At 72.2% G+C, this 22,316-nt stretch carries 24 protein-coding genes and 1 tRNA gene; 14 read left to right on the plus strand and 11 right to left on the minus strand.

The genetic code is table 11. The features are described 5' to 3' along the window. The first annotated feature begins 56 nt into the window (after positions 1-56). A tRNA-Met gene (locus ASF50_RS06005) sits at positions 57-130 on the plus strand. 166 nt (positions 131-296) lie between these two features. Here the strand turns inward: ASF50_RS06005 and ASF50_RS06010 are convergent. From ASF50_RS06010 to ASF50_RS06020, 3 genes are all read right to left on the minus strand, one after another. Next, positions 297-491 carry a hypothetical protein gene (locus tag ASF50_RS06010; protein ID WP_056864021.1) on the minus strand — a complete coding sequence of 65 codons (195 nt, stop codon included), beginning with the start codon at positions 489-491 and terminating at the stop codon, positions 297-299. Positions 492-740: 249 nt separating this feature from the next. Further along, complete coding sequence (locus tag ASF50_RS06015) at positions 741-1,199, minus strand: PaaI family thioesterase (protein ID WP_056864022.1); 459 nt, start codon at positions 1,197-1,199, stop codon at positions 741-743. Between the two features lie 124 nt (positions 1,200-1,323). Then, positions 1,324-2,154 carry an SDR family oxidoreductase gene (locus ASF50_RS06020; protein WP_056864023.1) on the minus strand — a complete coding sequence of 277 codons (831 nt, stop codon included), beginning with the start codon at positions 2,152-2,154 and terminating at the stop codon, positions 1,324-1,326. Positions 2,155-2,218: 64 nt separating this feature from the next. Here ASF50_RS06020 and ASF50_RS06025 point away from each other — a divergent pair, with 64 nt between their 5' ends. Continuing rightward, positions 2,219-2,632 (plus strand): winged helix-turn-helix transcriptional regulator, encoded by a 414-nt coding sequence (locus ASF50_RS06025; protein WP_200919040.1) that lies wholly within the window; start codon positions 2,219-2,221, stop codon positions 2,630-2,632. A 385-nt stretch (positions 2,633-3,017) separates the two neighbouring features. On the opposite strand, the gene ASF50_RS06030 is transcribed toward ASF50_RS06025, so the two are convergent. The 4 genes from ASF50_RS06030 to ASF50_RS06045 form a co-directional block, all read right to left on the minus strand. Next, the gene (locus tag ASF50_RS06030) at positions 3,018-3,905 is read right to left on the minus strand and encodes an AbiV family abortive infection protein (RefSeq protein ID WP_056903773.1); all 888 of its coding nucleotides are present in this window, start codon (positions 3,903-3,905) and stop codon (positions 3,018-3,020) included. A 117-nt stretch (positions 3,906-4,022) separates the two neighbouring features. Then, the gene (locus tag ASF50_RS06035) at positions 4,023-5,180 is read right to left on the minus strand and encodes a tyrosine-type recombinase/integrase (protein WP_056903774.1); all 1,158 of its coding nucleotides are present in this window, start codon (positions 5,178-5,180) and stop codon (positions 4,023-4,025) included. A gap of 473 nt (positions 5,181-5,653) precedes the next feature. Continuing rightward, a complete protein-coding gene (locus ASF50_RS06040) occupies positions 5,654-6,070 on the minus strand; it encodes a cupin domain-containing protein (protein ID WP_056903775.1) in 417 nt (138 codons plus the stop codon). Further along, complete coding sequence (locus tag ASF50_RS06045) at positions 6,070-6,978, minus strand: helix-turn-helix transcriptional regulator (protein ID WP_056903776.1); 909 nt, start codon at positions 6,976-6,978, stop codon at positions 6,070-6,072. Before ASF50_RS06045 ends, ASF50_RS06040 begins: the two co-directional genes overlap by 1 nt. Before the next feature lie 186 nt (positions 6,979-7,164). Here ASF50_RS06045 and ASF50_RS06050 point away from each other — a divergent pair, with 186 nt between their 5' ends. The 6 genes from ASF50_RS06050 to ctlX all read left to right on the plus strand — a co-directional run bounded on the left by ASF50_RS06050 (position 7,165) and on the right by ctlX (position 12,793). Continuing rightward, entirely contained in the window at positions 7,165-8,184 is a 1,020-nt protein-coding gene (locus tag ASF50_RS06050) for a zinc-dependent alcohol dehydrogenase family protein (protein WP_082502803.1), read from the plus strand. Positions 8,185-8,372: 188 nt separating this feature from the next. Continuing rightward, on the plus strand, positions 8,373-8,732 hold the full coding sequence (locus tag ASF50_RS06055) for a cyclophilin-like fold protein (RefSeq protein ID WP_200920038.1): 360 nt from the start codon (positions 8,373-8,375) through the stop codon (positions 8,730-8,732). A 1-nt stretch (position 8,733) separates the two neighbouring features. Further along, the gene (locus tag ASF50_RS06060) at positions 8,734-9,318 is read left to right on the plus strand and encodes a DapH/DapD/GlmU-related protein (RefSeq protein WP_056903778.1); all 585 of its coding nucleotides are present in this window, start codon (positions 8,734-8,736) and stop codon (positions 9,316-9,318) included. A 242-nt stretch (positions 9,319-9,560) separates the two neighbouring features. After that, complete coding sequence (locus tag ASF50_RS06065; RefSeq protein WP_156718120.1) at positions 9,561-10,613, plus strand: hypothetical protein; 1,053 nt, start codon at positions 9,561-9,563, stop codon at positions 10,611-10,613. Between the two features lie 64 nt (positions 10,614-10,677). Beyond that, complete coding sequence (locus ASF50_RS06070) at positions 10,678-11,589, plus strand: NAD-dependent epimerase/dehydratase family protein (protein ID WP_056903780.1); 912 nt, start codon at positions 10,678-10,680, stop codon at positions 11,587-11,589. 175 nt (positions 11,590-11,764) lie between these two features. Beyond that, positions 11,765-12,793 carry a citrulline utilization hydrolase CtlX gene (ctlX, locus tag ASF50_RS06075; RefSeq protein ID WP_056903781.1) on the plus strand — a complete coding sequence of 343 codons (1,029 nt, stop codon included), beginning with the start codon at positions 11,765-11,767 and terminating at the stop codon, positions 12,791-12,793. A gap of 18 nt (positions 12,794-12,811) precedes the next feature. Here the strand turns inward: ctlX and ASF50_RS06080 are convergent, their stop codons facing one another. Both ASF50_RS06080 and ASF50_RS06085 read right to left on the minus strand, forming a co-directional pair. Next, entirely contained in the window at positions 12,812-13,375 is a 564-nt protein-coding gene (locus ASF50_RS06080; RefSeq protein WP_056903782.1) for a cysteine dioxygenase, read from the minus strand. Next, positions 13,372-14,430 (minus strand): amidohydrolase family protein, encoded by a 1,059-nt coding sequence (locus ASF50_RS06085; RefSeq protein WP_200920039.1) that lies wholly within the window; start codon positions 14,428-14,430, stop codon positions 13,372-13,374. Before ASF50_RS06085 ends, ASF50_RS06080 begins: the two co-directional genes overlap by 4 nt. Positions 14,431-14,544: 114 nt before the next feature. On the opposite strand from ASF50_RS06085, the gene ASF50_RS06090 reads away from it, so the two are divergent. From ASF50_RS06090 to ASF50_RS06105, 4 genes are all read left to right on the plus strand, one after another. Further along, the gene (locus ASF50_RS06090; protein ID WP_056903783.1) at positions 14,545-15,564 is read left to right on the plus strand and encodes an LLM class flavin-dependent oxidoreductase; all 1,020 of its coding nucleotides are present in this window, start codon (positions 14,545-14,547) and stop codon (positions 15,562-15,564) included. Positions 15,565-15,671: 107 nt separating this feature from the next. Further along, positions 15,672-16,208, plus strand: coding sequence for a hypothetical protein (locus ASF50_RS06095; protein ID WP_056903784.1), 537 nt, complete (start codon positions 15,672-15,674; stop codon positions 16,206-16,208). An 81-nt stretch (positions 16,209-16,289) separates the two neighbouring features. Beyond that, entirely contained in the window at positions 16,290-16,838 is a 549-nt protein-coding gene (locus tag ASF50_RS06100) for an RNA polymerase sigma factor (RefSeq protein WP_056903785.1), read from the plus strand. Beyond that, positions 16,835-17,908 carry a hypothetical protein gene (locus ASF50_RS06105; protein WP_056903786.1) on the plus strand — a complete coding sequence of 358 codons (1,074 nt, stop codon included), beginning with the start codon at positions 16,835-16,837 and terminating at the stop codon, positions 17,906-17,908. The genes ASF50_RS06100 and ASF50_RS06105 overlap by 4 nt, the downstream gene beginning before the upstream one ends. 4 nt (positions 17,909-17,912) lie before the next feature. On the opposite strand, the gene ASF50_RS06110 is transcribed toward ASF50_RS06105, so the two are convergent. Together ASF50_RS06110 and ASF50_RS06115 are read right to left on the minus strand one after the other, a co-directional pair. Further along, complete coding sequence (locus ASF50_RS06110; protein ID WP_056903787.1) at positions 17,913-18,593, minus strand: haloacid dehalogenase type II; 681 nt, start codon at positions 18,591-18,593, stop codon at positions 17,913-17,915. Between the two features lie 26 nt (positions 18,594-18,619). Then, complete coding sequence (locus tag ASF50_RS06115) at positions 18,620-19,405, minus strand: IclR family transcriptional regulator (RefSeq protein ID WP_228942538.1); 786 nt, start codon at positions 19,403-19,405, stop codon at positions 18,620-18,622. 141 nt (positions 19,406-19,546) lie between these two features. Between ASF50_RS06115 and ASF50_RS06120 the strand changes: the two genes are divergently transcribed. Then, on the plus strand, positions 19,547-21,781 hold the full coding sequence (locus tag ASF50_RS06120; RefSeq protein ID WP_056903788.1) for a malate synthase G: 2,235 nt from the start codon (positions 19,547-19,549) through the stop codon (positions 21,779-21,781). After that, on the plus strand, positions 21,778-22,206 hold the full coding sequence (locus ASF50_RS06125; protein ID WP_056864042.1) for a GlcG/HbpS family heme-binding protein: 429 nt from the start codon (positions 21,778-21,780) through the stop codon (positions 22,204-22,206). The genes ASF50_RS06120 and ASF50_RS06125 overlap by 4 nt, the downstream gene beginning before the upstream one ends. Positions 22,207-22,316 lie beyond the last annotated feature (110 nt).

Here is a 22,316-nt window from a genome sequence, read left to right on the forward strand (position 1 = left end):
CGTCCGGGCCCCGATTTGTGCCTCCCGGGCGACGTCTGTAATGTTCTGTTCACCGGCGCGGGGTGGAGCAGCTCGGTAGCTCGCTGGGCTCATAACCCAGAGGTCGCAGGTTCAAATCCTGCCCCCGCTACAAGTAAGAAACCGCCGCTGACCTGCAGGAATGAGGTCAGCGGCGGTTTCTGGTTTTAGGGCCGTGCCACGAACGTGCCACGAAGCTCTGGCCGATGCCGGCAGCCGTGGCGCCGTGCCACGAGATTCCTCGGATACGCTCGACTCTGCCGATGAGCGGTCATGGCTCAGGTCGGCTCCTCACCCCACCACGGTTCAGTCACGACCACCTGGTGCTGGTCCTGCAAAGCAGAGCGGACCTCGCCGAGTAAACGCTTGCCTTCGCTCAGCCAAGCCTCGTCGCCCGAGCCTTCGATAGGCACCTTGTCTTCCGAGTAGGCCGTGTTCCAAGCGGTCAGCCTCGCCACGAGGTCGTCACCCATCGATAGCGCTGCCAGGTCTGCGGGCTTGCGCGACGAAGGCCCTAGTTGTCTTTTATGAAGCCCGTCGTCGGGTCGACCATGGCGAGGAAATCCCGAACGTATTGCCGGTGGGCCTCTCGTGACGGGTCGTTGCCCCGTGGCTCGCAGGCGTCTACGCCGCTGGTTGAGCAGTGATGCCGCCAGCGGCCCACGTATCGGGCTCCCTCGGCCGCCGTTGTAGCTGCGACGCGGGTTCGATGACTCGAACGGTCAGCGCGGTCGCCAGCGCTTCCACAGGGCCGTGGCCCGGCTGCGGTCGCGGCCGTCCCAGGCGAGCACGACCTCGACGGTCATCTCCGCCTCGGTGGCCGACACGACGCTCGCGCTGAGCTCGACGGCGTGCTCGAGCGGCGCGGGCCGCAGGTAGGAGACGTCGAGCCCGGCGGTCACGTAGGGCAGGGCGGCGCCCGGGAGCGGCGGCCAGCCGCGCTCGTGCGCCTCGTGCGTGACCACCGCCGCCGAGTGGCAGTCGAGCAGGGTCGCGATGATGCCGCCGTTGAGGTAGCCGAGACCGTTGTCGTGGTGCGGCGACGGGGTGAACCGGGCGACCGCCCGGCCGTCGCCGTCGGCGAAGCTGCGCAGGTGGAGACCGTCGGCATTGGCCGGGCCGCACCCGAAGCAGCGCAGCTCCGGGAAGTAGACGTCCTGCAGGGACCTGTCGGGTGCCATAGGTGACCTCGCTGTCGTGGACGGGCCGGTGCGACCCACACAGACTCGACCATGTGCGCCGGCCATCACAAGGTCGAGGGGGCGGCCGAAAGAGCCGCCGGTCCGGGCGTCGAGTGGGTGGCGCTCAGACGGCGGCTTCCTCGAGCCACTGTGCGACGGTGCGTGGCGAGAGTCCCAGGAGGCGCTGGGCCGAGGGCTCCTCGTCGATCACTTCGGAGGCCTGGGTCTGACGCCACACGTAGGAGTCGATGACGGGGCGAGCGCCCTGCTCGCCGAACATCGGGATGATCTGTCGTCCGAACTCCTCGGGGTCCTGTGCCTCGAACACGACGGGCGTCTCGAAGTACGTGCTGAAACCATCGGCGAGGTCGCTTCCGAGCAGCGCAGGCAGCGCACCGATCGTGACGCGTCCGGTGACCGACGCGTCGGTGAGGAGCCGGACGGCGGCGTCCGCGACGTCGAGGTGCGAGACCCACGACAGTGGGTAGTCGGCTCGCACGGGGTAACGCAGCACTCCCTCGGAGCGCGCCGGTCCCAGGACCGGGGGCAGCAGCAGGTTCTCCAGGAACAGCTTGGGCTCGAGGATCGCGTACGAGGCGCCTGAGGACTCCAGCGCTGCGGCGAGGATCGCGGGTCCGCTGTCTGCCTCGAGCGTGTAGCCGCTGGTGGACATCACGACGCGGCGGACACCGGCCTGAGCCAGGGCGATCGCCACGTTGCTGGCCACCTCGGACTGGTGCTGGGGGCTGCCGACGGGGACGTGGACGAAGACGCCGGACGCGTCGCGGTAAGCCGAGACGAGGGAGTCGACCGAGCTGTAGTCGACCGCGACTGCCGCGCCGACGATCGAGGAAGGGTCACGGACCGCAGCGGTGGCGTCGTGGCCGGTGGCGCGCAGAGCAGAGAGGACAGGAGAGCCTTGAGCGCCGGAGGCGCCGTGGACGAGATAGGTCATGCGGCCATTAGTGCATCTACTACATCGGTTACGTCAACTGCAGTAATGGCATATCGTGCGAATCGTGACGATCAACAAGGTCTGCGTGCCCGAGTGCGGAGTTTCCCGCTTCCTGATGCTCCTCGACGGCCCATGGGCCACCCTGGTCGTGCGGGAGTTGATGCACGGACCGCTGCGCTTCACCGAGCTGATGCAGGCCCTGCCGGGCATCAGCGCACACACGCTCACCAGCCGCTTGCGTCGCTTCGAGACCCACGGCCTGGTGACCCGCACGGCGTACGCCGAGATCCCGCCGCGAGTCGTCTACGAGCTCACCCCCGTGGGCCTGGAACTTCGAGGCGTCCTCGAAGCCATGAACGCTTGGGCCCTCAACGTGCCCGAGCCAGTTTTCGAAGCAGCGATGCAGGACGACGGCCCGCCGCAGCGCCTCGCGGTCAACTTCGCTCGCACCGCGGCACTCGCCAGTCCGCAGCCCTGACCCTCCCGTCCCAGGCGGAGAGACCGAGATGCGGCGTCCGTGCAAGCCGTCATCAGCCCACGTCCGCGAGCAGGACCAGCTCTAGACGGCCTCACACCACGACGCTCCCGCTCGAGCAGCGCAGCTAGCTCGAGACCGCGATAGTCCTGAGCGAATCGGACTTGATCGTGGAGGACGCAGTGCGCGGTACGGCGTAGTCCGGCGGATGCCTTCAACCGTCCGACCATGCCGCCCTGCCGGCTCCGCCCGACCATGCCGCACAGCGGGCGCTTCTCCATCCGACTCAGCCCGCAACGGACGTTCGCTGGCACGTTCGTGGCACAGCCGACGCAGCGGCCCGAGTCGGGCAAGCTGACCTGCGGCTTTGCAGCTCGCGGGCAGTTGCTCAGTCGGCGTCGCGGGACAGCCACTCCGCGGAATCAGCTTGTGAAGCGTTGTCACCGTCGGTGGGCGCCAGGCGTTCGTACATCGTCATCAGTTCGCGCGTCTCGGCCTCATAGCCTGGCTTACCAAGGTTTCGGAATGGTGATCGGTCCGCCCCGGGCGGGTTGAACCGGTAGGCAGCGTTCGACAGGGGCCGACCGTCGAGCCCGTGCGCGAGTGACGCACGCATGCGCGCTCCCAAGCGCCGCAGGTAGGCAGGGGTCTCGGGGTCCGCGTCGAGCCAGTCCAGGTCCTCAGGTCTCACTGGTTCTAGGCCGCGCTCCTGTTCGTCTTGGCGCTTGCCCTCGATGTGCTCGCCCAGGCGAAGCTGCCAACCGATCTGGTGCACCTGCCCGATGATCTCGCGCAGTGACTGCGCATCGGCCACGTCAGTTGGGGCCATCGCCTCGCCGTTGCGGCTCAAGCCAACGTAGAAACCGCGCTGCTTGGACTTGTCCTGACGCCGCGCCCACGACTTGATGGCGCCTAGGACCGCCGCATTCTCGTCAGGGTTCGGCGCTTCGGTCCCGAACCAGTAGGGCTCATGCAGGAGGAAGCGGTGAACCGTCTCTAGCTTGCGCTCGTGACTTTCCCACAGCTCGTCTAGCTCGTCGCACCGGAACGGCTCACCCTCGGGCAAGCTCGTCATCAGTAGGCGGCGCTCGTGGACTGCGACCGCCTTCCCGGATTCCTCCAATCCCAGGATCGCTAGCGATCTGGCAAGCGCCACGTGTCCTAGGTCCAGGACGGCTAGTGCCGATGTGAGCAGCGCATCGGCATTCGCCAGCAGAGCGTCCTGCAAACGCAAGACCTGAGCCGGCGTGAGGTCGGGCAATCTCCGAACGGCCATGGGTCATTGTGGCGCTGCGGCGCCGGTAGCTAGCACGTTCGTGGCACAACAACGCCCCGACACGCATTGCTGCAGGTCGGGGCGCATCGCGGGCAGGCTGTGGACCTGCGCCGGCCGCTAAACGGCTGGCGCGCTGGCCAGGTCGGCCTCCCAGCGCTCAGACATGCGTCGCGCCAGCTCGCGGTAGCGTTCCTGTGTCGCTCGCTGGTAGTGCATCGCCATGACTGGCGTGGAGTGGCCCGCGCGGGCCTGCAGCTCGGCCAGCGTCGCGCCGTTGCGCGCCGCCTCTGTGAGGCCCGTGTGCCGCAGGTCGTGCCAGCGCAGCTCGGGGCGCCCTGCGGCCACCCTGGCCGGCCCATAGGCGCGGTGGAGCGTGCTGTTGAGCAAGTGGTTGCCCCGGCAGCCCGTATAACCGCATTCACACCGCTTGCGGCTCTCTCGTGGTCCCGTGAACAACAGGCCGTCCGATCCCGGCTGCGCGTGATCCTGCAGGTGCGCCTGTAGCCGATCGCGCACGAACCCGGGGAGGTACACAACGCGGACGCCCGCGTGCGTCTTGGGCTCGCCCACGATGGTGCGGCCCTCGCGGTGGACCACCGCGCGCGAAACCGCCAGTGCCGGCTCAGCTGCACTCATGTCGACGTCGCGTCGGCGCAGCTCAGCCAGCTCGCCGAAGCGGAGACCCGAGAAGGCCGCCAGCCATACCGCCAGCTGCAGCCGATCGGGCATCGCGTCAGCGATCGCACGGACCTCCTGCACGGTCGCCGGATCGTTCTGCTTGCGCCTGGGGCGGCTCAGCTCGTCGGGCTCCACCTGGCACGGGTTTGCGACGACGCGCGGCTGCTTCCTGTCGCGCACAGCGGCCCCCATGATGGTCTTGAGGAGTCCGTAGACGTGCGCGTTGCCCGTGGCCCGGCTGGGGTGGTCGGCGCGCAGCTGCTCCCACCAGGAGTCGATAGCCGGCACGTCAATGTCCGGCAGGGGAGTGCCGGCAAAGGTCGGCAGCACGTCGGCCTCCAGCTGGCGGCGGTAGAGCATCACGGTCCGCGGCTTGAGTCGACCCGACTCGGCTCGGCGGGACAGCCACAGGCCGGCGTAGGCGCCGAACGACACCTCGGCGGCGCGTTCGGCGGTGGCAGCTCGCTGCTGGTCGGCCTCAGCTCGTTTGCGCTCGACCAGGCAGAGGTAGCGATCGCGCATGATGTCGCTGCGGATGCCGGCTAGGTGGTCCTCGGCCATGCCTTCGGTGTCGAAGGTGGTGTGCGCCGGGTGCATAGTGTCGCACGTGGGGCAGTTGTAGCGGGCCTGCCAACGGCCCGACTTGATGCGGCGAACACTCCCGTATCGGCGGGCGGTTGGCGTTAGGTTCCGGGTCATGGTTGTTCGTCCTCTCGCGACGGGTGACCTAGGCCCTGGCTGGTGTTGGCGCACCGGTCAGGGCCGCTTACTTTGCCCCCCACCACACATGAGGCGTGCCACGAGCGTGCCACGAAACATGTCCACTCGTGGGCATCGCTGGTGGCACGTGCCATGGCCTACGCAGTGCTTATCTGCAGGTCAGAGGCGCATTAGCGGTGCAGTGACCGCGAACTCGCTTGCTGCCACGAGCAGGTTCAAATCCTGCCCCCGCTACAACGTCAAAAGGCCCTCACAGTCTGACTGTGAGGGCCTCTTGCATGTGCGCGGCCACTGAGGGGACATCAGGGTCGGACGGACACCCAGCCCTGCTCCCGCGAGATCGACTCCACTCAGGCCTGAGCCACCGGTGCTGCTGCGGTGTACTCGGCGTCGGTGACGGGCTGGAGCCAGTGGACGACGTCATGCTGGTCGTCGCCCTCGTTGAGGGCCAGGTGCACCATGAGCCGGTTCGGGGCGGCGCCGTGCCAGTGCTCCTCGTCGGCCTCGAAGAGGACACGATCGCCGGGTCGGATGATCTCGACCGGTCCGCCGCGGCGCTGGCACAGGCCGACGCCCTCGGTGACGAAGACGGTCTGGCTCAGCGGGTGGCGGTGCCAGTGGGTGCGCGCCCCGGGCATGAAGTGGACCAGGTTCGCGGTGACGCGTGACGGGGACGGTGCCGCGGCGACGGGGTCGATGTAGACGTCGCCGGTGAACCAGTCAGCCGGGCCTCGGGCGGTGTCGATCGAGCTGCGGGTGATCTGCATCAGGTTCCTTCAACGTGTTCGTGGAGCGGTGGTCGAGAGGGGTCTGCGGGTGCTGCCCAGGAAGCGAGCAGACGGAGACGCTGGGCCGAGGGGGAGTCGGGCTCGGCCGTGTAGACCATGAGCACCAGCCCAGGCTCAGCGGTGATGGCGAGCTCCTCGTAGGCGAGGGTCAGCTCGCCGACGACCGGGTGCTGGAAGCGCTTGGTGCCGGCACCGTGGGAGCGGACGTTGTGGTCGGCCCACAGGTGACGGAAGGTCTCGCTCTGGGTGGCGATCTCTCCGACGAGGTCCTGCAGTCCCCGGTCGTGGGGGTCTCGTCCAGCCTCGGCGCGCATGATCCCGACACACATCTCGGCGAACAGCTCCCAGTCGGGGTAGAAGTCGCGGGAGGCGGGGTCGAGGAACTGGAAACGGGCGAGGTTGGGAATCCGCCCGCCGTCGCCGATGACGGGCGAGTAGAACGCACGACCGAGCGCGTTCGTGGCGAGCAGGTTCTGGTGGGGGTCGCGCACGAACGCGACGCCGTCGGTGATCGCCTCCAGCGCCCACTGCAGGCTCAGTCGCGAGGCGGCCTTGCCCGGCGTACGACGGCGTGCGCGTCCCGAGGTCGGGATGCCGTCGGCGGCGCGCGCCAGGTCCAGCAGGTGGGCGCGTTCGGTCTCATCGAGCTGCAGGGCGCGAGCCAGGGCGTCGAGGACGCCGGTGGAGGCGCCGGTGATCTGCCCGCGCTCGAGCCGGGCGTAGTACTCGACGCTCAGACCCGCCAGGGCGGCGACCTCGCTGCGGCGCAGTCCGGGCACGCGCCGAGTGCCGGTGATCGGGAGGCCGACCTGGTCCGGGGTGATCCGAGCGCGGCGTGTGGTGAGGAACTCTCGTACCTCCTGGCGCACGTCATGGGGCTGGTCCACGCTGCCGAGCCTAAGCCGCTGCCGGCGCGGAGGAGAGCCACGAGGGATGCCCTGTCAGTACACCTCTCGACAGTGACTTCCAGCGGATCGGGACAGCAGGTTCACTCGACGTCGTGGCGCAGCGTCGGTGCCACCACCACGTGAACAGAAGCAACGAACACAAGCAACGAAGAGGAGTGCGCCGCGATGCGTCAAGTAGTCATGCACGGTCCCGGGGACGTCCGGGTCGAGAACCGCGAGGACCCGAAGATCACCGAGCCCACGGATGCGATCCTCCGCCTGACGGCGACCTGCATCTGCGGCAGCGACCTGTGGCCCTACCGGGGAGCTGAGCCCGTCGACCACCAGGTGATGGGCCACGAGTACGTCGGCGTCGTCGAGGAGATCGGGGCCGATGTCCGCACCATCAAGGTCGGTGACTTCGTCGTCGGTTCCTTCTGGGCATCCGACAACACCTGTGAGATCTGCCTGGCCGGCTACCAGGCGTACTGCACGCACCGCGTCATGATGGGCACGCTCGGCACGCAGTCCGAGCTGGCCCGTATCCCCCTCGCCGACGGCACCCTGGTCGCGACTCCGGGGATGCCGGAGCCGGACCTCATCCCGTCCCTGATGGCAGCCTCCGACGTGCTCGGGACCGGCTGGTTCGCCGCCGTCGCGGCTGAGGCGGGACCGGGCAAGACCGTGGCGGTCGTCGGTGACGGCGCGGTGGGGTTGCTCGCGATCCTGGCGGCCCACGAGCTCGGTGCCGAGCGGATCATCGCGTTCAGCCGCCATGCCGACCGTCAGGCACTGGCGCGCGAGTTCGGTGCCACCGACATCGTCGAGGAGCGCGGCGAGGCCGGTGTCGCCAGGCTCAAGGAGCTCACGGACGGACTCGGCGCACACTCGGTCATCGAGGCGGTCGGCACCCAGGAGGCCATGATGCAGGCGATCCACTCCACCCGCCCCGGCGGGCACGTCGGGTTCGTCGGGGTCTCCCACGACATCGCCGTCCCCGGCGACGAGCTCTTCATGGCCGGGGTGCACCTCCACGGGGGTCCCGCCCCGGTGCGGCGCTTCCTGCCCGAGCTGATCCAGCTGATCTGGGACCGCACGATCGACCCCGGCAAGGTCTTCGACCTCACCCTCCCGCTCGAGAGGGCCGCCGAGGGGTACCGGGCCATGGACCAGCGCACGGCGACCAAGGTCCTGCTCACGCTGTGATCGCGATCCCGATGTCGAGAACACTGGGGGCGGTGGTGCTCTCCACCGCCATCGCAGTGACCGGCGAGGGTTGCGGCCGTCCCGAGCCCGGCGACGACACGCGCCCGCAAACTGCGCCTGCCAGCAACAGCCCAACGACGTCCCTGAACACGGAGAGCACCGCCTCGGCCAAGGAAGAGGAGAGCAGGATGAGGATCCAGATCACCATCGGCGGGCAGCGCTTCCAGTCCACCCTCGCCGAGAGCTCGGCCGCCCGGGACCTGATCGCTCAGCTGCCCGTGACCATCGACATGATGGACCACGGCAACGTGGAGAAGACCGGGCCGCTCCCGTCGCCGCTCTCCCTGGCCGGTCAGCCCGAGGGCGCGGACCCCGACGTGGGTGACCTGGGCTACTACGCCCCTGGCAACGACCTCGTCCTCTACTACGGCGATCAGTCCTACTATCCGGGCATCGTGGTCCTCGGCAGGCTGGACGGCGACGCCGCTCAGCGGATCTCCGAGCTGGACGGCCCGGTCACGGCGATCGTCGAGGTACAGGGTGACTGAGATGGACCTTCAGGACTTCCTCGACCACGTGAACCGCGAGGCGCTGATCGAAGGGGGCTCAGCAGAACACCTCTTCATGCACGGCGCAGCCCAAGACGCCCTGCGGATCACCGCCGACCTCAACACCGGCTACCGCACACCCGCGGAGGTGCGACACCTGCTGGCAGAGCTCACCGGCAAGGACATCGACGAGTCGGTCGCCCTCTTCCCGCCGTTCTACAGCGAGTTCGGCAAGAACCTGACCCTCGGCAGGGATGTCTTCATCAACATCGGCTGCCGTTTCCAGGACACCGGCGGCATCACCATCGGCGACGGCACACTCATCGGCCACGGCAGCACGCTGACCACCCTGAACCACAGCGTCGATCCTGCGCGGCGCGCAGACATGATCCCAGCGCCGATCGTGATCGGTCGCCAGGTCTGGCTCGGTGCCTCCGTGACAGTCGTCCCTGGTGTCACGATCGGAGACGGTGCGATCGTGGCTGCCGGCGCAGTGGTCACCACGGACGTAGCGGCCCACACGATCGTCGGCGGCGTCCCGGCGAAGCTCATCAGAGGGACTGGTGACGACGCCGCCCCAGGCTGAGCCAGGGTCTCGACCGTACGGGCGTAGGCATGTCCGCGCCACGTGCTTCGATCCAGCGATGAGTACCGGGTGGCAGATGCCCTGGCAGGTGCCTTGCGCAGCGGGGGAGTGGCGACGGTCACCGGGACGAGCGCAGGCGTGCGCAGTCCCCCCGCTACAACGCCAAGTGGCCCTCACAGCTCGCTGTGAGGGCCTCTTGCTGTCTGCGGACGTCCCGTCCCGGGGCGTGCGACCATGACGTGGTGGAGATCCGCCGTACAGCGCTCGGGATCGTCGGGTCGGCCCTGCTGCTCGCGGGGTGCGGCACGTCGACGGGTGCGACGTACGCGCCGCCCTTCGAGCTGCCGGTGGGGTCGAGCACCTGGGACGCCACGGCGCCCTCGTGGCTCCACGATGGCACGCTGCACGTGGGGGAGAGCAGCGTGCGGCTGGGGCGGCGGGTCGACCAGTACGTGCTGGGCGCGACGGGGGCCTACTGGATGCGCGGGTCGACGCTGATGTTCACCAGCGCGGAGGGCGCGACCGAGCGCGTCGAGGACGTCGGCTGGGGCAACCTCGCGGTGTCGGCGGACCGCTCGGTCCTCGCCACGGTCGACCAGTCGCGCGGGCCCACCGACGATTACGGCACCCACGTGCTGCAGGTCGCCGCCTTCGACACCCGCACCGGCGAGCAGCTCTACCGCACGCCCGACGAGGAGCCCGACAGCGGCGACGACCTGGCCGACCTCTACGGCGAGATCATGCCGCTGCTGCGCGGGGTCAGCGACGAGCGGCTCTTCTACGACGACGCGACCATCGACCTGGCCGACGGCTCCAGCACGGAGGCCGGCGAGGCCCCGCTGGGGGTCCCCGCCTTCGAGGGTCTCGACGAGACCGTCTTCGCCGACGGCTACCACGTGGGCGTGCGGAGCGCGGGCCGCACCCGGGTGCCGGGGCGGGCCACGGAGTTCGGCACCGGACGGCTCTCACCGGACCGCAGCACGCTCCTCGACGTCGGCGTGTGGCCCACGCCCGCGGTCGCCTACGACGCCGACACCGGGGAGCGCCGCGACGTCGACGTCCCCTGGCGGCACTTCTTGCTGGTGGCCTTCAGCGACGAGGACACCTTCTTCGGTGTCGCGCAGCAGATCCGCCAGCGCCACGCCGTGGACCCGCTGCGCGCCCAGCAGGTGGTCTCCTGCGAGGTGTCGACCCTGCGGTGCACGCCGGTGAGCCCGGTCGTGCGCACCGGCGACGCCGAGCCGGGCCGCTGGCCGACCTTCCTCACCGAGGGCGACAGCGTCGGGGGGATGTGACCGGGGCCGGCACTGGCCCCTTGGGGTGGGCGGACGGCGCGGCCCCGGGTGGTTGGGTGGAGGCATGCGCATCTTCTTCACCGGCGGCAGCGGCAAGGCCGGACACCACGTGGCCCCCTACCTCGCGGCCCAGGGCCACCAGGTCACCAACGCCGACCTCACCCCGCTCGGGCACCCCGACGTCACCGACCTGCGGGTCGACCTCACCGACGCGGGGGAGACCTACTCCGCGATGGCCGGCGTGCCGACGCAGGCCGACTTCGACGACCCCGACCTCGACCTGACCCGCGGCTCGGCCTACGACGCGGTCGTGCACTACGCGGCGATCCCGGCGCCGATGATCCGCGCCGACGCGGCGACGTACGAGATCAACGTGCTCAGCACCTACCACGTGCTCGAGGCCGCGACCCGGCTCGGCATCCGCAAGGTCGTCTTCGCCTCCTCGGAGACGACCTACGGGATCTGCTTCGCCCAGGGCGAGCGCAAGCCGCTCTACGTGCCCGTCGACGAGGAGCACCCGGTCGTGCCCGAGGACTCCTACGCCATGTCGAAGGTGTCCGGCGAGGTCACCGCGCGCTCCTTCCACGCCCGCAGCGGCGCCGACATCTACGGCCTGCGGATCAACAACGTCATCGAGCCCCACGAGTACGCCGAGATGTTCCCGGCCTTCCTCGAGGACCCCGCGCTGCGCCGGCGCAACGTCTTCGCCTACATCGACACCCGCGACCTGGGTCAGATGACCCAGCGCTGCCTGGAGACCGACGGGCTCGGCTTCGAGGTCTTCAACGTCGCCAACGCCGACATGTCGGTCGCCGCGACCACCGACGAGGTGATCGAGCGCTTCTACGCCGGCGTCGAGGTGCGCAAGGAGATGGGCCGCGACGAGACCTTCTACTCCATCGACAAGGCCCGACGGATGCTCGGCTACGAGCCCGAGCACTCCTGGCGCGACGTGCTCGACGACCCGCGCGCCTGAGGCGGGCGGCCGGGTCCGCAGGGGCGACGGCGCCACCTGTCGGCCCGGACCCGCACCTGTCGGCCCGTGCGTGGGCCGACAGGCGCGGGTTTCGCCAGCCGGCCGGCGAAACCCGCGGCCGCCCGGCACCCCTGGATGCCGCAGGGGCCCGGCGGGTGACCTAGATTGCGGCCCTGTGAGTGCTCAAGCCCCGTCCGCAGTCATCCTGGTCCGCGCAGCGAAGTTCCTGCCCAACCCGGCCACGGCGGCCGACAACGCCTTCCAGTCCGAGGCCCCCGAGGGCGAGCCCGACGAGGTGATCTCGGCCCGGGCGGTGGCCGAGATGGACGCGGTGGCCGACGCGCTGCGCGGGGCCGGGGTGCGGGTCCACGTCTTCGAGGACGACGACCACACCCGCCCCGACAGCGTCTTCCCCAACAACTGGCTCTCCACCCACGCCGGCGGCGTGGTGGGGGTCTACCCGATGTACGCCTCCAACCGTCGTCACGAGCGTCGCTCCGACGTGCTGGAGATGCTGAAGTCGAGCTACCGGGTGCAGACGATCATCGACTACTCCGGCCTCGAGCCCGACGGCATCTTCCTCGAGGGCACCGGCGCGATGGTGCTCGACCACGTCTCGCGGGTGGCCTACACCGCGGTCAGCCACCGCGCCGACACCCACGTGCTCGAGCGCTTCTGCACCGACTTCGGCTACGAGCCGATGGCCTTCGACGCCGTGGACTCGACGGGCGTGCCGGTCTACCACACCAACGTCATCGCCTGCATCGGCACCGACGTGGCCCTCATCGCGCTGGAGATGATCCCCGACGTCGCGCGCCGCGAGCAGGTGCGCGAGCGGCTGACGGTCAACGGCCGGCGCGTGGTGGAGCTGACCGAGGAGCAGGTCAGGGAGTTCGCCGGCAACGCCGTCGAGCTGTGCGGTCGCACCCCCGAGGGCCGGCGGCGCTACGTGATGGCGATGTCGGCGCGGGCGCGGCGCAGCCTGCGGCCCGAGCAGGTCGCGGCCATCGAGGAGTCCTGCGAGATCGTCGCGGTCGACATCCCCACCATCGAGCTGGCCGGCGGGTCGGTGCGCTGCATGATCGCCGGGGTCCACCTCGACCGCCGTCCGCCCGGGGTGGAGACCGAGCCGACCGCCGCGGTCGAGGCGATCGACGAGGACCCCCACACCGCCGACGGCCGCGACGTGGCCGGCGACGCCTGAGCGGATCCGACTCCGGTCTCACTCCAGGGGGCGCAGCTCCTCGGCGTAGGACAGCGAGACCCGGCGCAGGACGCCGGCGTCGCTCACGGCGTACTGCCCCATGCGCCACAGCGGCGGGCTGTAGGCGTGCACCGAGACCGAGCCGCGCTCGGCGCCGTTGAGCCGGTGGATGTGGTCGGGGCCGAAGGAGAAGACCCGCCCGGCGCCGACGCGGGTCCCCAGGGCGCCGGCGGCGAGGGTGAGGTTGTTCTCGACCAGCTCGCCGCTGACCACCGCGACCGCGCCGGAGGAGGTGTCGTGGTCGTGCCAGCCGGTGTCGTTGTCGGGGGTCCAGCACAGCAGCCACACGTCGACGTGGGCGTCGCGGTGCAGGGAGGCGAAGACCCGCTCGTCGTCGTCGAAGCCCACCAGGTGGGCCCACGAGGCGGGGTCGGCGGCGATCCCCGCGGCCAGGCGGGCCAGCTCGTCGGGCGTCAGGTCACGCCCGGGGAGGTCGGTCAGCGCGAGCGGGTCGCGCACGACGTCGGGGATCGCGGCGGCGTCCTGGGCGGGCAGCGGCCGGTCGGTCGGCAGTGCGGTCATGACGGGCCCTCCTGGGGTCGGTGGTGGCGGGGGTCGGGATCGGGGGCGGCACCGGCGGCCGGGGCGGGACCTCGCGGGCCGAGCATGCGCCGCGGGTTGACGACGCGTACGGCGTGGGTGGCCGCGTCGCCGAGCAGGTGGGCCAGCGGCTCGGCGTAGGGCCGGTCGGAGCCGAGCACCAGCGTGTCGACGCCCAGCGCGCGCACCACGGCGTCGAGCGCACGCGGGCCGTAGGAGGAGGTGTCGACGAAGAGGTCGGGGTCGACCGGGGCGGGGTCGCCGCCGCGGGCGGCGTGTCGCTCGTGGTGCAGCGGCGCGAGGCCCGCGGCGGCCACGAGCACCACGCGCAGGCCGGGGTGCCGGGCACGCACGGCGGCGGCGTGCCAGGCCCACCACGCGGCGTGCAGCTGGGCGGTGTAGTCGACCACCGGGGCCCACCAGCCCGGCGCGTCGGCGGGGGAGGCCGCGACCGGGCCGGGGTGCACGAACAGCGGCCGGTCGGCGGCCGCGGCCACCGCGAGCACGCCGTCGAGACGGTCCCAGCCCTGCGGGGTGCCCAGCGAGGTCGCCGGCAGCTGCACCCCGACGAACCCGCCACCGGACCCACCCGCACGGGGAGCCAGTCGGGCGGCGAGGTCCTCGAGGTCGGGGTCGACGTCGGCGACCGAGGCCCACGCGGCGAAGTGGCCCGGCAGGGCGGCCGCCCCGTCGTGCCACGCGGCGAGCAGCTCGTCGGCCTCGGGCCGGGGCAGCGACTCGACGCCCAGCGGCGCGGAGAGCGACACGCAGGCCAGGCCGGTGCCCGCGGCCCGGTCGGCCGCGACGCGGCTCGCCACGTCGTGGTCCGCGGCGCGCACGTCGTACGGCGCCTCGGCGGCGGTGTGGAGGGTCCAGCCGCGCAGGTAGGGCGGGCGGGAGCGGGCACGGAGCCGGTCGAGGAGGGGCTCGGGCCACAGGTGCTGGTGCACGTCGACGGCCGGCGGCACGGCGCTGCTCGGCACGGCGCTGGTCGGCACGGCGCTGGTCGGCTCGGCCGGGCGCTGGACTGGGGGCACGACGACTCCTCGGGCGGGTGGGCGACCCAAAGTAGACCAGATGACTCGACTTAAGGGGAGGTGGTCCGCGTGTCGGTCGGGAACAGCGCAACCCTCCGTGTCGTTGAAAGTTGCATGAAGAAGATCGGGTTCCTGTCCTTCGGTCACTGGACGCCCTCGCCGCAGTCGCAGACGCGGTCGGCCTCCGACGTGCTGCTGCAGTCCATCGACCTCGCCGTGGCCGCCGAGGAGCTCGGCGCCGACGGCGCCTACTTCCGGGTGCACCACTTCGCGCGCCAGCTGGCCTCGCCCTTCCCGCTGCTGGCGGCCGTGGGTGCGCGCACCAGCCGCATCGAGATCGGCACCGGCGTCATCGACATGCGCTACGAGAATCCGCTCTACATGGCCGAGGACGCCGGCTCCGCCGACCTCATCTCCGGCGGCAGGCTCCAGCTCGGGGTGAGCCGCGGCTCACCGGAGCAGGTCGTCGACGGCTACCGCTACTTCGGCTACCAGCCCCGCGAGGGCCAGGACCACGCCGACCTCGCGCGTGAGCACACCGCCGTGCTGCTCCAGGTGCTCGAGGGGGAGGGCTTCGCCGAGCCCAACCCGCGACCGATGTTCCCCAACCCGCCCGGGCTGCTGCGCCTCGAGCCCCACTCCGAGGGGCTGCGCGAGCGCATCTGGTGGGGCGCGGGCACGCGCCAGACCGCCGAGTGGACCGCCCAGCAGGGCATGAACCTGATGAGCTCGACCCTGCTCAGCGAGGACACCGGCGTGCCCTTCCACGAGCTCCAGGCCGAGCAGATCGAGCGCTTCCGCAAGGCGTGGGCCGACGCGGGCCACGACCGCACCCCGCGCGTCTCGGTGAGCCGCAGCATCTTCCCGATCGTCTCCGACCTCGATCGCGCCTACTTCGGCGGCCAGGGCTCCGGCGGCGACCAGGTCGGCTTCCTCGACGGCGGCAAGGCGCGCTTCGGCAAGACCTACGCCGGGGAGCCCGACCGGCTGGTCGAGGAGCTGGCCCGCGACGAGGCGGTCGCGACCGCCGACACACTGCTGCTCACGATCCCCAACCAGCTCGGCGTGGACTACTGCGCCCACGTGCTCGACACGCTGCTCACCGAGGTCGCCCCCGCGCTCGGCTGGCGCTGAGACGACGGGGAGACGGGCCCCGGCGGGGCCGGGGCGGCGTGGGAACCGACCCGGGAGCGGCCGCGTCGGAGAGGCTGGCGACCACGCCGCCCTACTCGAGGAGAGCGATGACCCGCACGCGCGCCACCGTCCCCCGTCCGATCGCGGCCCTGGCCGCCCTCGCCGCCGCCGGCCTGCTGGCCGGGTGCGGCGACGGCGGGAGCGAGCAGGCCACCGACCCGGCGCCGGCCCCGTCGGCGACCTCCGGCGCGTCGCCGGGGCCGGGCGAGGTGCCCGAGCAGGTCCCCGAGCAGGTCCCCGAGCAGGTCGAGGTCGACGCGCCCCCGGCCGGTGAGCTCGACCCTGAGCTGACCCTCGACGGCGACGCCCTGGTGCTCACGACCTACGGCAGCAGCGGCTGCCCGGCCGAGGTCACCGCCGTGCGCGCGCTCGACTCCGACACCCTGGAGGTCGACGTCGACGCCACGGTGCCGAAGGGGCAGCTGTGCACCGCCGACCTCGGACCGAACCCGAGCCCGCTCGAGCTGCCCGAGGGCGTCGCGGCCGCCGCCGTGGTCGATGCCGTCGTGACCACCGTCGAGGACGCCGGCAGCAGCACGGTGCTGGTGACCCTCGGCGCCGGCGCGCCGGCGCCGGGGGAGTAGGACCGCCGCGCCTCTCAACCTTTCCGGGGGTCGGGGCGTAGGAAGGTCGTGAGGACAGCGACCGACGAGGCGGGGAGGCCCGTGGACCCCGTGGATGCCGTGGAGCCCGTGGACGGGGCCGGCTTCGCCCTGCTCTTCCACGCCGAGGCCCGCCGCCTGGTGCGTCTCGCGGCCCTGCTGGGCGCCGAGGACCCGGAGGACGTCGTGCAGGAGGCCTTCTGCCGCGTCTACGCCTCCCGCGCCCGGCTCCACGACGACGACGGGCTGCGCGCCTACCTCAAGCGTGCCGTCGTCAACGAGGTGCGCGACCGCCACCGGCACCGCCAGGTCGTCCGTCGCGACCGGCACCTCGTCGCCACGCGTGAGGTCGCCGCCGACCCCCTCGGCGTCGCCGAGCGCGACGAGGTCGTCCGCGCGATCGCCGCCCTCCCGCACCGCCAGCGCGAGGCCCTGGTGCTGCGCTTCTGGCTCGACCTGCCGCTGGTCGAGGTCGCCGAGACCATGGGCACGCGGCTCGGGACGGCGAAGTCGCACGTCTCCCGCGCCCTCGCGGCGGTCGAGGCCCACCTGCGGGCCGACCCGCACGACGGCGCAGCCACCCACGCGGACCACGACGGAGGCCGCCGATGAGCACCGAGGACCGGGTGCGCGGCGCGCTCGAGCGCGCCGCCGAGGCCCGCGACGTCGACGTCGCCGCCCTCCACGCAGCCGTCAGGGACGAGCTGACCCGACGCGAGCGTGCCCGGCGCACGCCGCGCCGGGCTGCGCGGACCCGGGTGACCTGGGTGACCTGGGTGGCCGGACTGTCGGGCGTCGGGCTGGCCGGGGCGCTGGGTGCGGCGCTGCTGGCCGGCCTGCCCGTGCTGCCCGGCGACGCCGACCGGGGTGTCGACCCCGGCGAGCGCCCCGCCGGGCGCGGGGGTGTGGCCGAGGGCTTCGCCTGCCCCGCGCAGGAGAGCGTCGACCTGGGACCCGGCAGCGCCGACGACTCCTTCCTGCCCGAGCTCACCGACGACCTCCGTCCCGCCGGCGAGGCGACCGCGGCGCCCCGGTGGGAGGTGGCCGAGGGTCCGGACGGCATCACCCTGCTCCGCCTCGGCGACGCCGGCGGCGCCCTGGCCAGCGTGGTGACCTTCCGTGCCTCGGGCTCAGGCTTCCGGCCGGTCTCCGTGGAGCGGTGCGTCGACGTGGGCGACGGCTCGCAGCTGCTCACCCCCGGTCTGCCCGACCCGCCCGGCCTGCTCAGCGCGGCCGACGTGGGGGAGGGGGCGGTGAGGGTGGTCGACCGTGCCAGCTACGACACCGTGGGGCTGGTGAAGCGGCACACGGTGTGGGCCGTGCCCTGCGGCCGGAGCGTCTGCCTGGTCGCGGGCAGCAGGGGCGACACGATCACCCGCTCACGGCTGCGCCCCGACGACCCCACCCCGCTCGACCGCACCTCGCAGCTCAGCGACCCCGACGACGTGGTCGGGCGGGCCTCGGCGCAGCGCCTGGTCGTGGTCTACGACGGCCAGGGTGCGGTGACCGGCGTGACGTGGCGAGACCGCGCGGGCGCGACCACGACGGTCGACCCGGTGCGGGCGGCGACGTGGCCGGGAGTCCTCTACGTGTTCCTCGCCCCGACCGACGACCTCGCCGCCGTCACCGTGTCCTCACCCGACGGCGACGTCGTGCACCCCGCGGGGAGCGTCGAGCCGTGAGGCCTCAGCGCGCCCGCAGGTGGTCGGCCAGGTCCACCAGCGAGGTGACGGTGAGGTCGGCGGGAGCGGCGTACGCCGGGTAGCGTGAGCCGCGCCGGTCGACCCACGCCGTGCGCAGGCCCGCGCGCCGGGCGCCGTCGACGTCCCACGGGTGGACCGCCGCGAGCAGGGCCTCGCCGGCGTCGCCGACACCGCAGGCGTCGGGGGCGTGCCCGTAGGCGCGGCGGTCGGGCTTCCAGGCGGGGGCGTCGTCGACCGACAGCGTGCGCTCGACCAGGTGGGCCACACCGGCGCGCCCGAGCAGGGCCTCGGCGGTGGCGGCGGGGCCGTTGCTCAGGGTGACGACCCGGGTGCCGAGATCGGTGAGGGCGCGGATCCCGTCGGCCACGTCGGGGTGCGGCGGGAGTCCGCGCACCGCCTCCAGCACCTGCTCGGCCGTCGCGTCGGGGTCGGCGACCCGGCCGTGGGCGCGCACCAGCAGCGACTCGCGGGCCAGCTCGCCGAACGACGGGTGCGCCCCGACGGCGGTGAGGGCGAAGGCGTCGCGCAGCAGACCCGCGAACCACGGCTCGGCCTCGTGCTCCTGCAGCCCGGCGGCGGCGAACGCCGCGCCGAGCGGGGAGAGGTCGGACAGCGTCTCGTTGACGTCGAGGACCACGAGGGCGGGGAGCGGGGGGAGGGACACGGGGGTCTCCTGGATCAGGTGGTGGGTCAGGTGGCGGGGGAGTGCAGGCGGCGCCCGGCGGCGTGGAGCAGCGGCACGGCGCGGGCGACGAGGTCGTCGGTCATGCGGGTGACCGGCCCCGACACCGACACCGCCATCCACGAGGTGGGTCCGGGGCCGACCGCGACGGCGACGCAGCGCACCCCGGCCTCCTGCTCCTGCTCGTCGAGGGCGTAGCCGCGCTCGCGCACCAGGGCGAGGTCGGCGAGCAGGTCGGCCTCGGTGGCCAGGGTGTGCTCGGTCTGCGGGGCCAGGCCCACGCGTCGCACGTGCTCCAGCGCCCGGTCGTCGTCGAGCTGGGCCAGCAGGGCCTTGCCGACCCCGGTGGAGTGCAGGTCGACCTGGCGACCGACCTCGGTGAACATCCGCATGGTGTGGCGCGAGGGCACCTGCGCGACGTACTGCGCGCGGGAGCCGGAGAGCACGGCGAGGTTGGCGGTCTCGCCGAGGGCGTCGACGAGCCCGGAGAGCACGCCCTCGGTGTCGACGCCGACGGTGGAGCCGGCGGTGGCGCCGAGCGGCACGAGCCGGAAGCCGAGCGCGTAGCGACGGTTGGGCATCTGGCGCATGTAGCCGCGGTCGACCAGGGTGCGCAGCAGGCGGTGCGTCGTGGGCACGGGCAGGTCGGTCGCGGCGGCGATCTCACCGATGGTCAGGTGCCCGCCGCGGCCCGCCACGACCTCGAGGAGATCCAGGGCCCGGTGCACCGACTGCACCCCGCCCTGCTTGCCGGTCTGCTGGTCCTGCCGCTCGCGGTCCTCCGGTGTCGCCACGACGGTCTCCCTCCGGGTGGTTGACATCACACAGGCGCACTGCCTAGTTTCGTGATGAGAACCAAGCGTTCCACAATGCGGAAAAACTGACAAGAGTGCTCTTATCGGGCACTCCGGCGAGACGGACGACGAGGGAGCGGCATGGCGGACGAGACCAGCGGGCAGACAGGTCACCGGGGCGGACGGGTCGAGGTCGGCGGCCTCAGCGTCGCCGAGAGCCTCCACCGGTTCCTCACCGAGGAGGCGCTGCCGGCGGCCGGGGTCGACCCCGACGCGTTCTGGAAGGGCGCCGGCGAGGTCGTCCACGAGCTGGCCCCCCGCACCCGCGAGCTCCTCGCGCGCCGCGAAGAGCTGCAGGCGCAGGTCGACCAGTGGCACCGCGACCACCCCGGCACCCCCGACGCCGAGGCCTACACCGCCTTCCTCACCGAGATCGGCTACCTGCTGCCCGAGCCCGAGACGGTCGAGGTGACCACCTCCGGCGTCGACGACGAGGTCGCGCTCACCGCCGGCCCCCAGCTGGTCGTGCCGCTGCTCAACGCCCGCTTCGCCACCAACGCCGTCAACGCCCGCTGGGGCTCCCTCTACGACGCCCTCTACGGCAGCGACGCCGTCCCCCGCGAGGGCGACCTCGCGCCGGGCGGGGAGTACAACACCGTGCGCGGCGACGAGGTCATCGCCCGCGGTCGCGCCCTGCTCGACGCGCACTTCCCCCTCAGCGGCGGGTCGCACGTCGACGCCACCTCCTACGCGGTGGACGGCGACGGGCTGGCCGTCACCGTCGGCGGCGGCGGCGAGGTGCTCCGCCTGGCCGAGCCGGCCCAGCTGGTCGGCCACCGCGGCGAGGCCTCGGCACCCGAGGCCGTGCTGCTGGTGCACCACGGGCTCCACGTCGAGGTCCAGGTCGACGCCGAGGACGCCGTCGGCGCGACCGACCGGGCCGGGGTCAAGGACCTGCTGCTGGAGTCGGCGGTCTCCACGATCATGGACCTCGAGGACTCCGTGGCCGCGGTCGACGCCGAGGACAAGGTCGTCGGCTACCGCAACTGGATGCGGCTGATGGACGGCACCCTGGCCGAGGAGGTCACCAAGGGCGGGCGCACCTTCACCCGCGCCATGAACCCCGACCGCACCTACACCGGACCCGACGGCGGCGAGGTCGTGCTTCCGGGCCGCTCGCTGCTCTTCATCCGCCAGGTCGGACACCTGATGACCTCCGACGCCGTGCTCGACCGCGAGGGCCGCGAGGTGCCCGAGGGCATCCTCGACGCCCTGGTCTGCGCGGTCGGCAGCATGCGCGACCTGCGTGGGCGGTCTCAGCTGGCCAACTCCCGCACCGGCTCGATGTACGTCGTGAAGCCGAAGATGCACGGCCCCGACGAGGTGCGCCTGACCGTCGACCTCTTCGAGCGCGTCGAGCGCGTGCTCGGCCTCGAGCCGCTGACCATCAAGGTCGGCATCATGGACGAGGAGCGGCGCACCACCCTCAACCTCAAGGCCTGCATCGAGGTCGCCCGCGAGCGCGTGGTCTTCATCAACACCGGCTTCCTGGACCGCACCGGCGACGAGATCCACACCTCGATGCTCGCCGGGCCCGTCGTGCGCAAGAACGACATGAAGGGCGAGACCTGGATCACGGCCTACGAGGACAACAACGTCGACGTCGGGCTGGAGTGCGGCCTGCTCGGCCACGGCCAGATCGGCAAGGGCATGTGGGCCGCCCCCGACAGCCTGGCGGCGATGCTCGAGGCCAAGGTCTCTCACCCGCAGGCCGGCGCGAGCTGCGCCTGGGTGCCCTCGCCGACCGCCGCCACGCTCCACGCCCTGCACTACCACCAGGTCGACGTGCGCGCCCGCCAGGAGGAGCTGCGCGCCGGCGGCCGCCGCTCCAGCCGCGCGGACCTGCTCACCGTGCCCCTCGGCGACCCCGCCGGCTGGAGCGCGGAGGACCGCCAGGCCGAGATCGACAACAACATCCAGAGCCTGCTGGGCTACGTCGTGCGCTGGGTCGACGCCGGCGTCGGCTGCTCCAAGGTGCCCGACATCACCGGCGAGGCCCTGATGGAGGACCGTGCCACCTGCCGGATCTCCGCCCAGCACGTCGCCAACTGGCTGCACCACGGGGTGGTCGGCGCCGAGCAGGTCGACGAGACCCTGCGCCGCATGGCCGCCGTGGTCGACGAACAGAACGCCTCCGACCCGACCTACACGCCCATGGCGCCCGACTTCGACGGCGAGGCGTTCCTCGCCGCCCGCGAGCTGGTCACCGAGGGCCTGGCCCAGCCCAGCGGCTACACCGAGCCGATCCTCCACCGCCGCCGCGCCGCCCGGAAGGCGCAGGCCGCCACCCCCACGACGCAGGAGAGCACCCGATGAGCCTGGACCTGGACACCGCCCGCCGCATCGTCGCCGGCACCCGCGCGCACGCCGCCGAGGCCGGCTTCAAGCCGATGACCGTCGTCGTGCTCGACGCCGGCGGCCACGTGGTCGCCGTCGAGCGCGAGGACGGCTCCTCGATGGGCCGCTTCGAGATCGGTTTCGGCAAGGCCCACGGCGCCCTGGCCCTGGGCATGGGCTCGCGCTCGATCATGGCGCGCGCCGAGCAGCAGGCCTACTTCGTCGCCGCGGTCACCTCCGCGGTCGGCGGGGCGCTGGTGCCCGTGCCCGGCGGGGTGCTGGTGCGCGACGCCGACGGCGCGCTCCTCGGCGCCGTCGGGGTCACCGGCGACACCTCCGACAACGACGAGGCCGCCGCGGTCGCCGGCATCGAGGGTGCGGGCCTCACCGCCCAGCCCGACTGAGGTCCCGGGCGCACCGGCACCCCGGCGCGCCCCGCCACCTCCCAGCAGGCACCCCCCGGCAGGCACCCCCAGCAGCCACCCCCCAGCAGGCACACGAGCACGGAGGACGA

This window comes from Nocardioides sp. Leaf307 (assembly GCF_001423135.1).
Classification (GTDB): domain Bacteria; phylum Actinomycetota; class Actinomycetes; order Propionibacteriales; family Nocardioidaceae; genus Nocardioides; species Nocardioides kribbensis.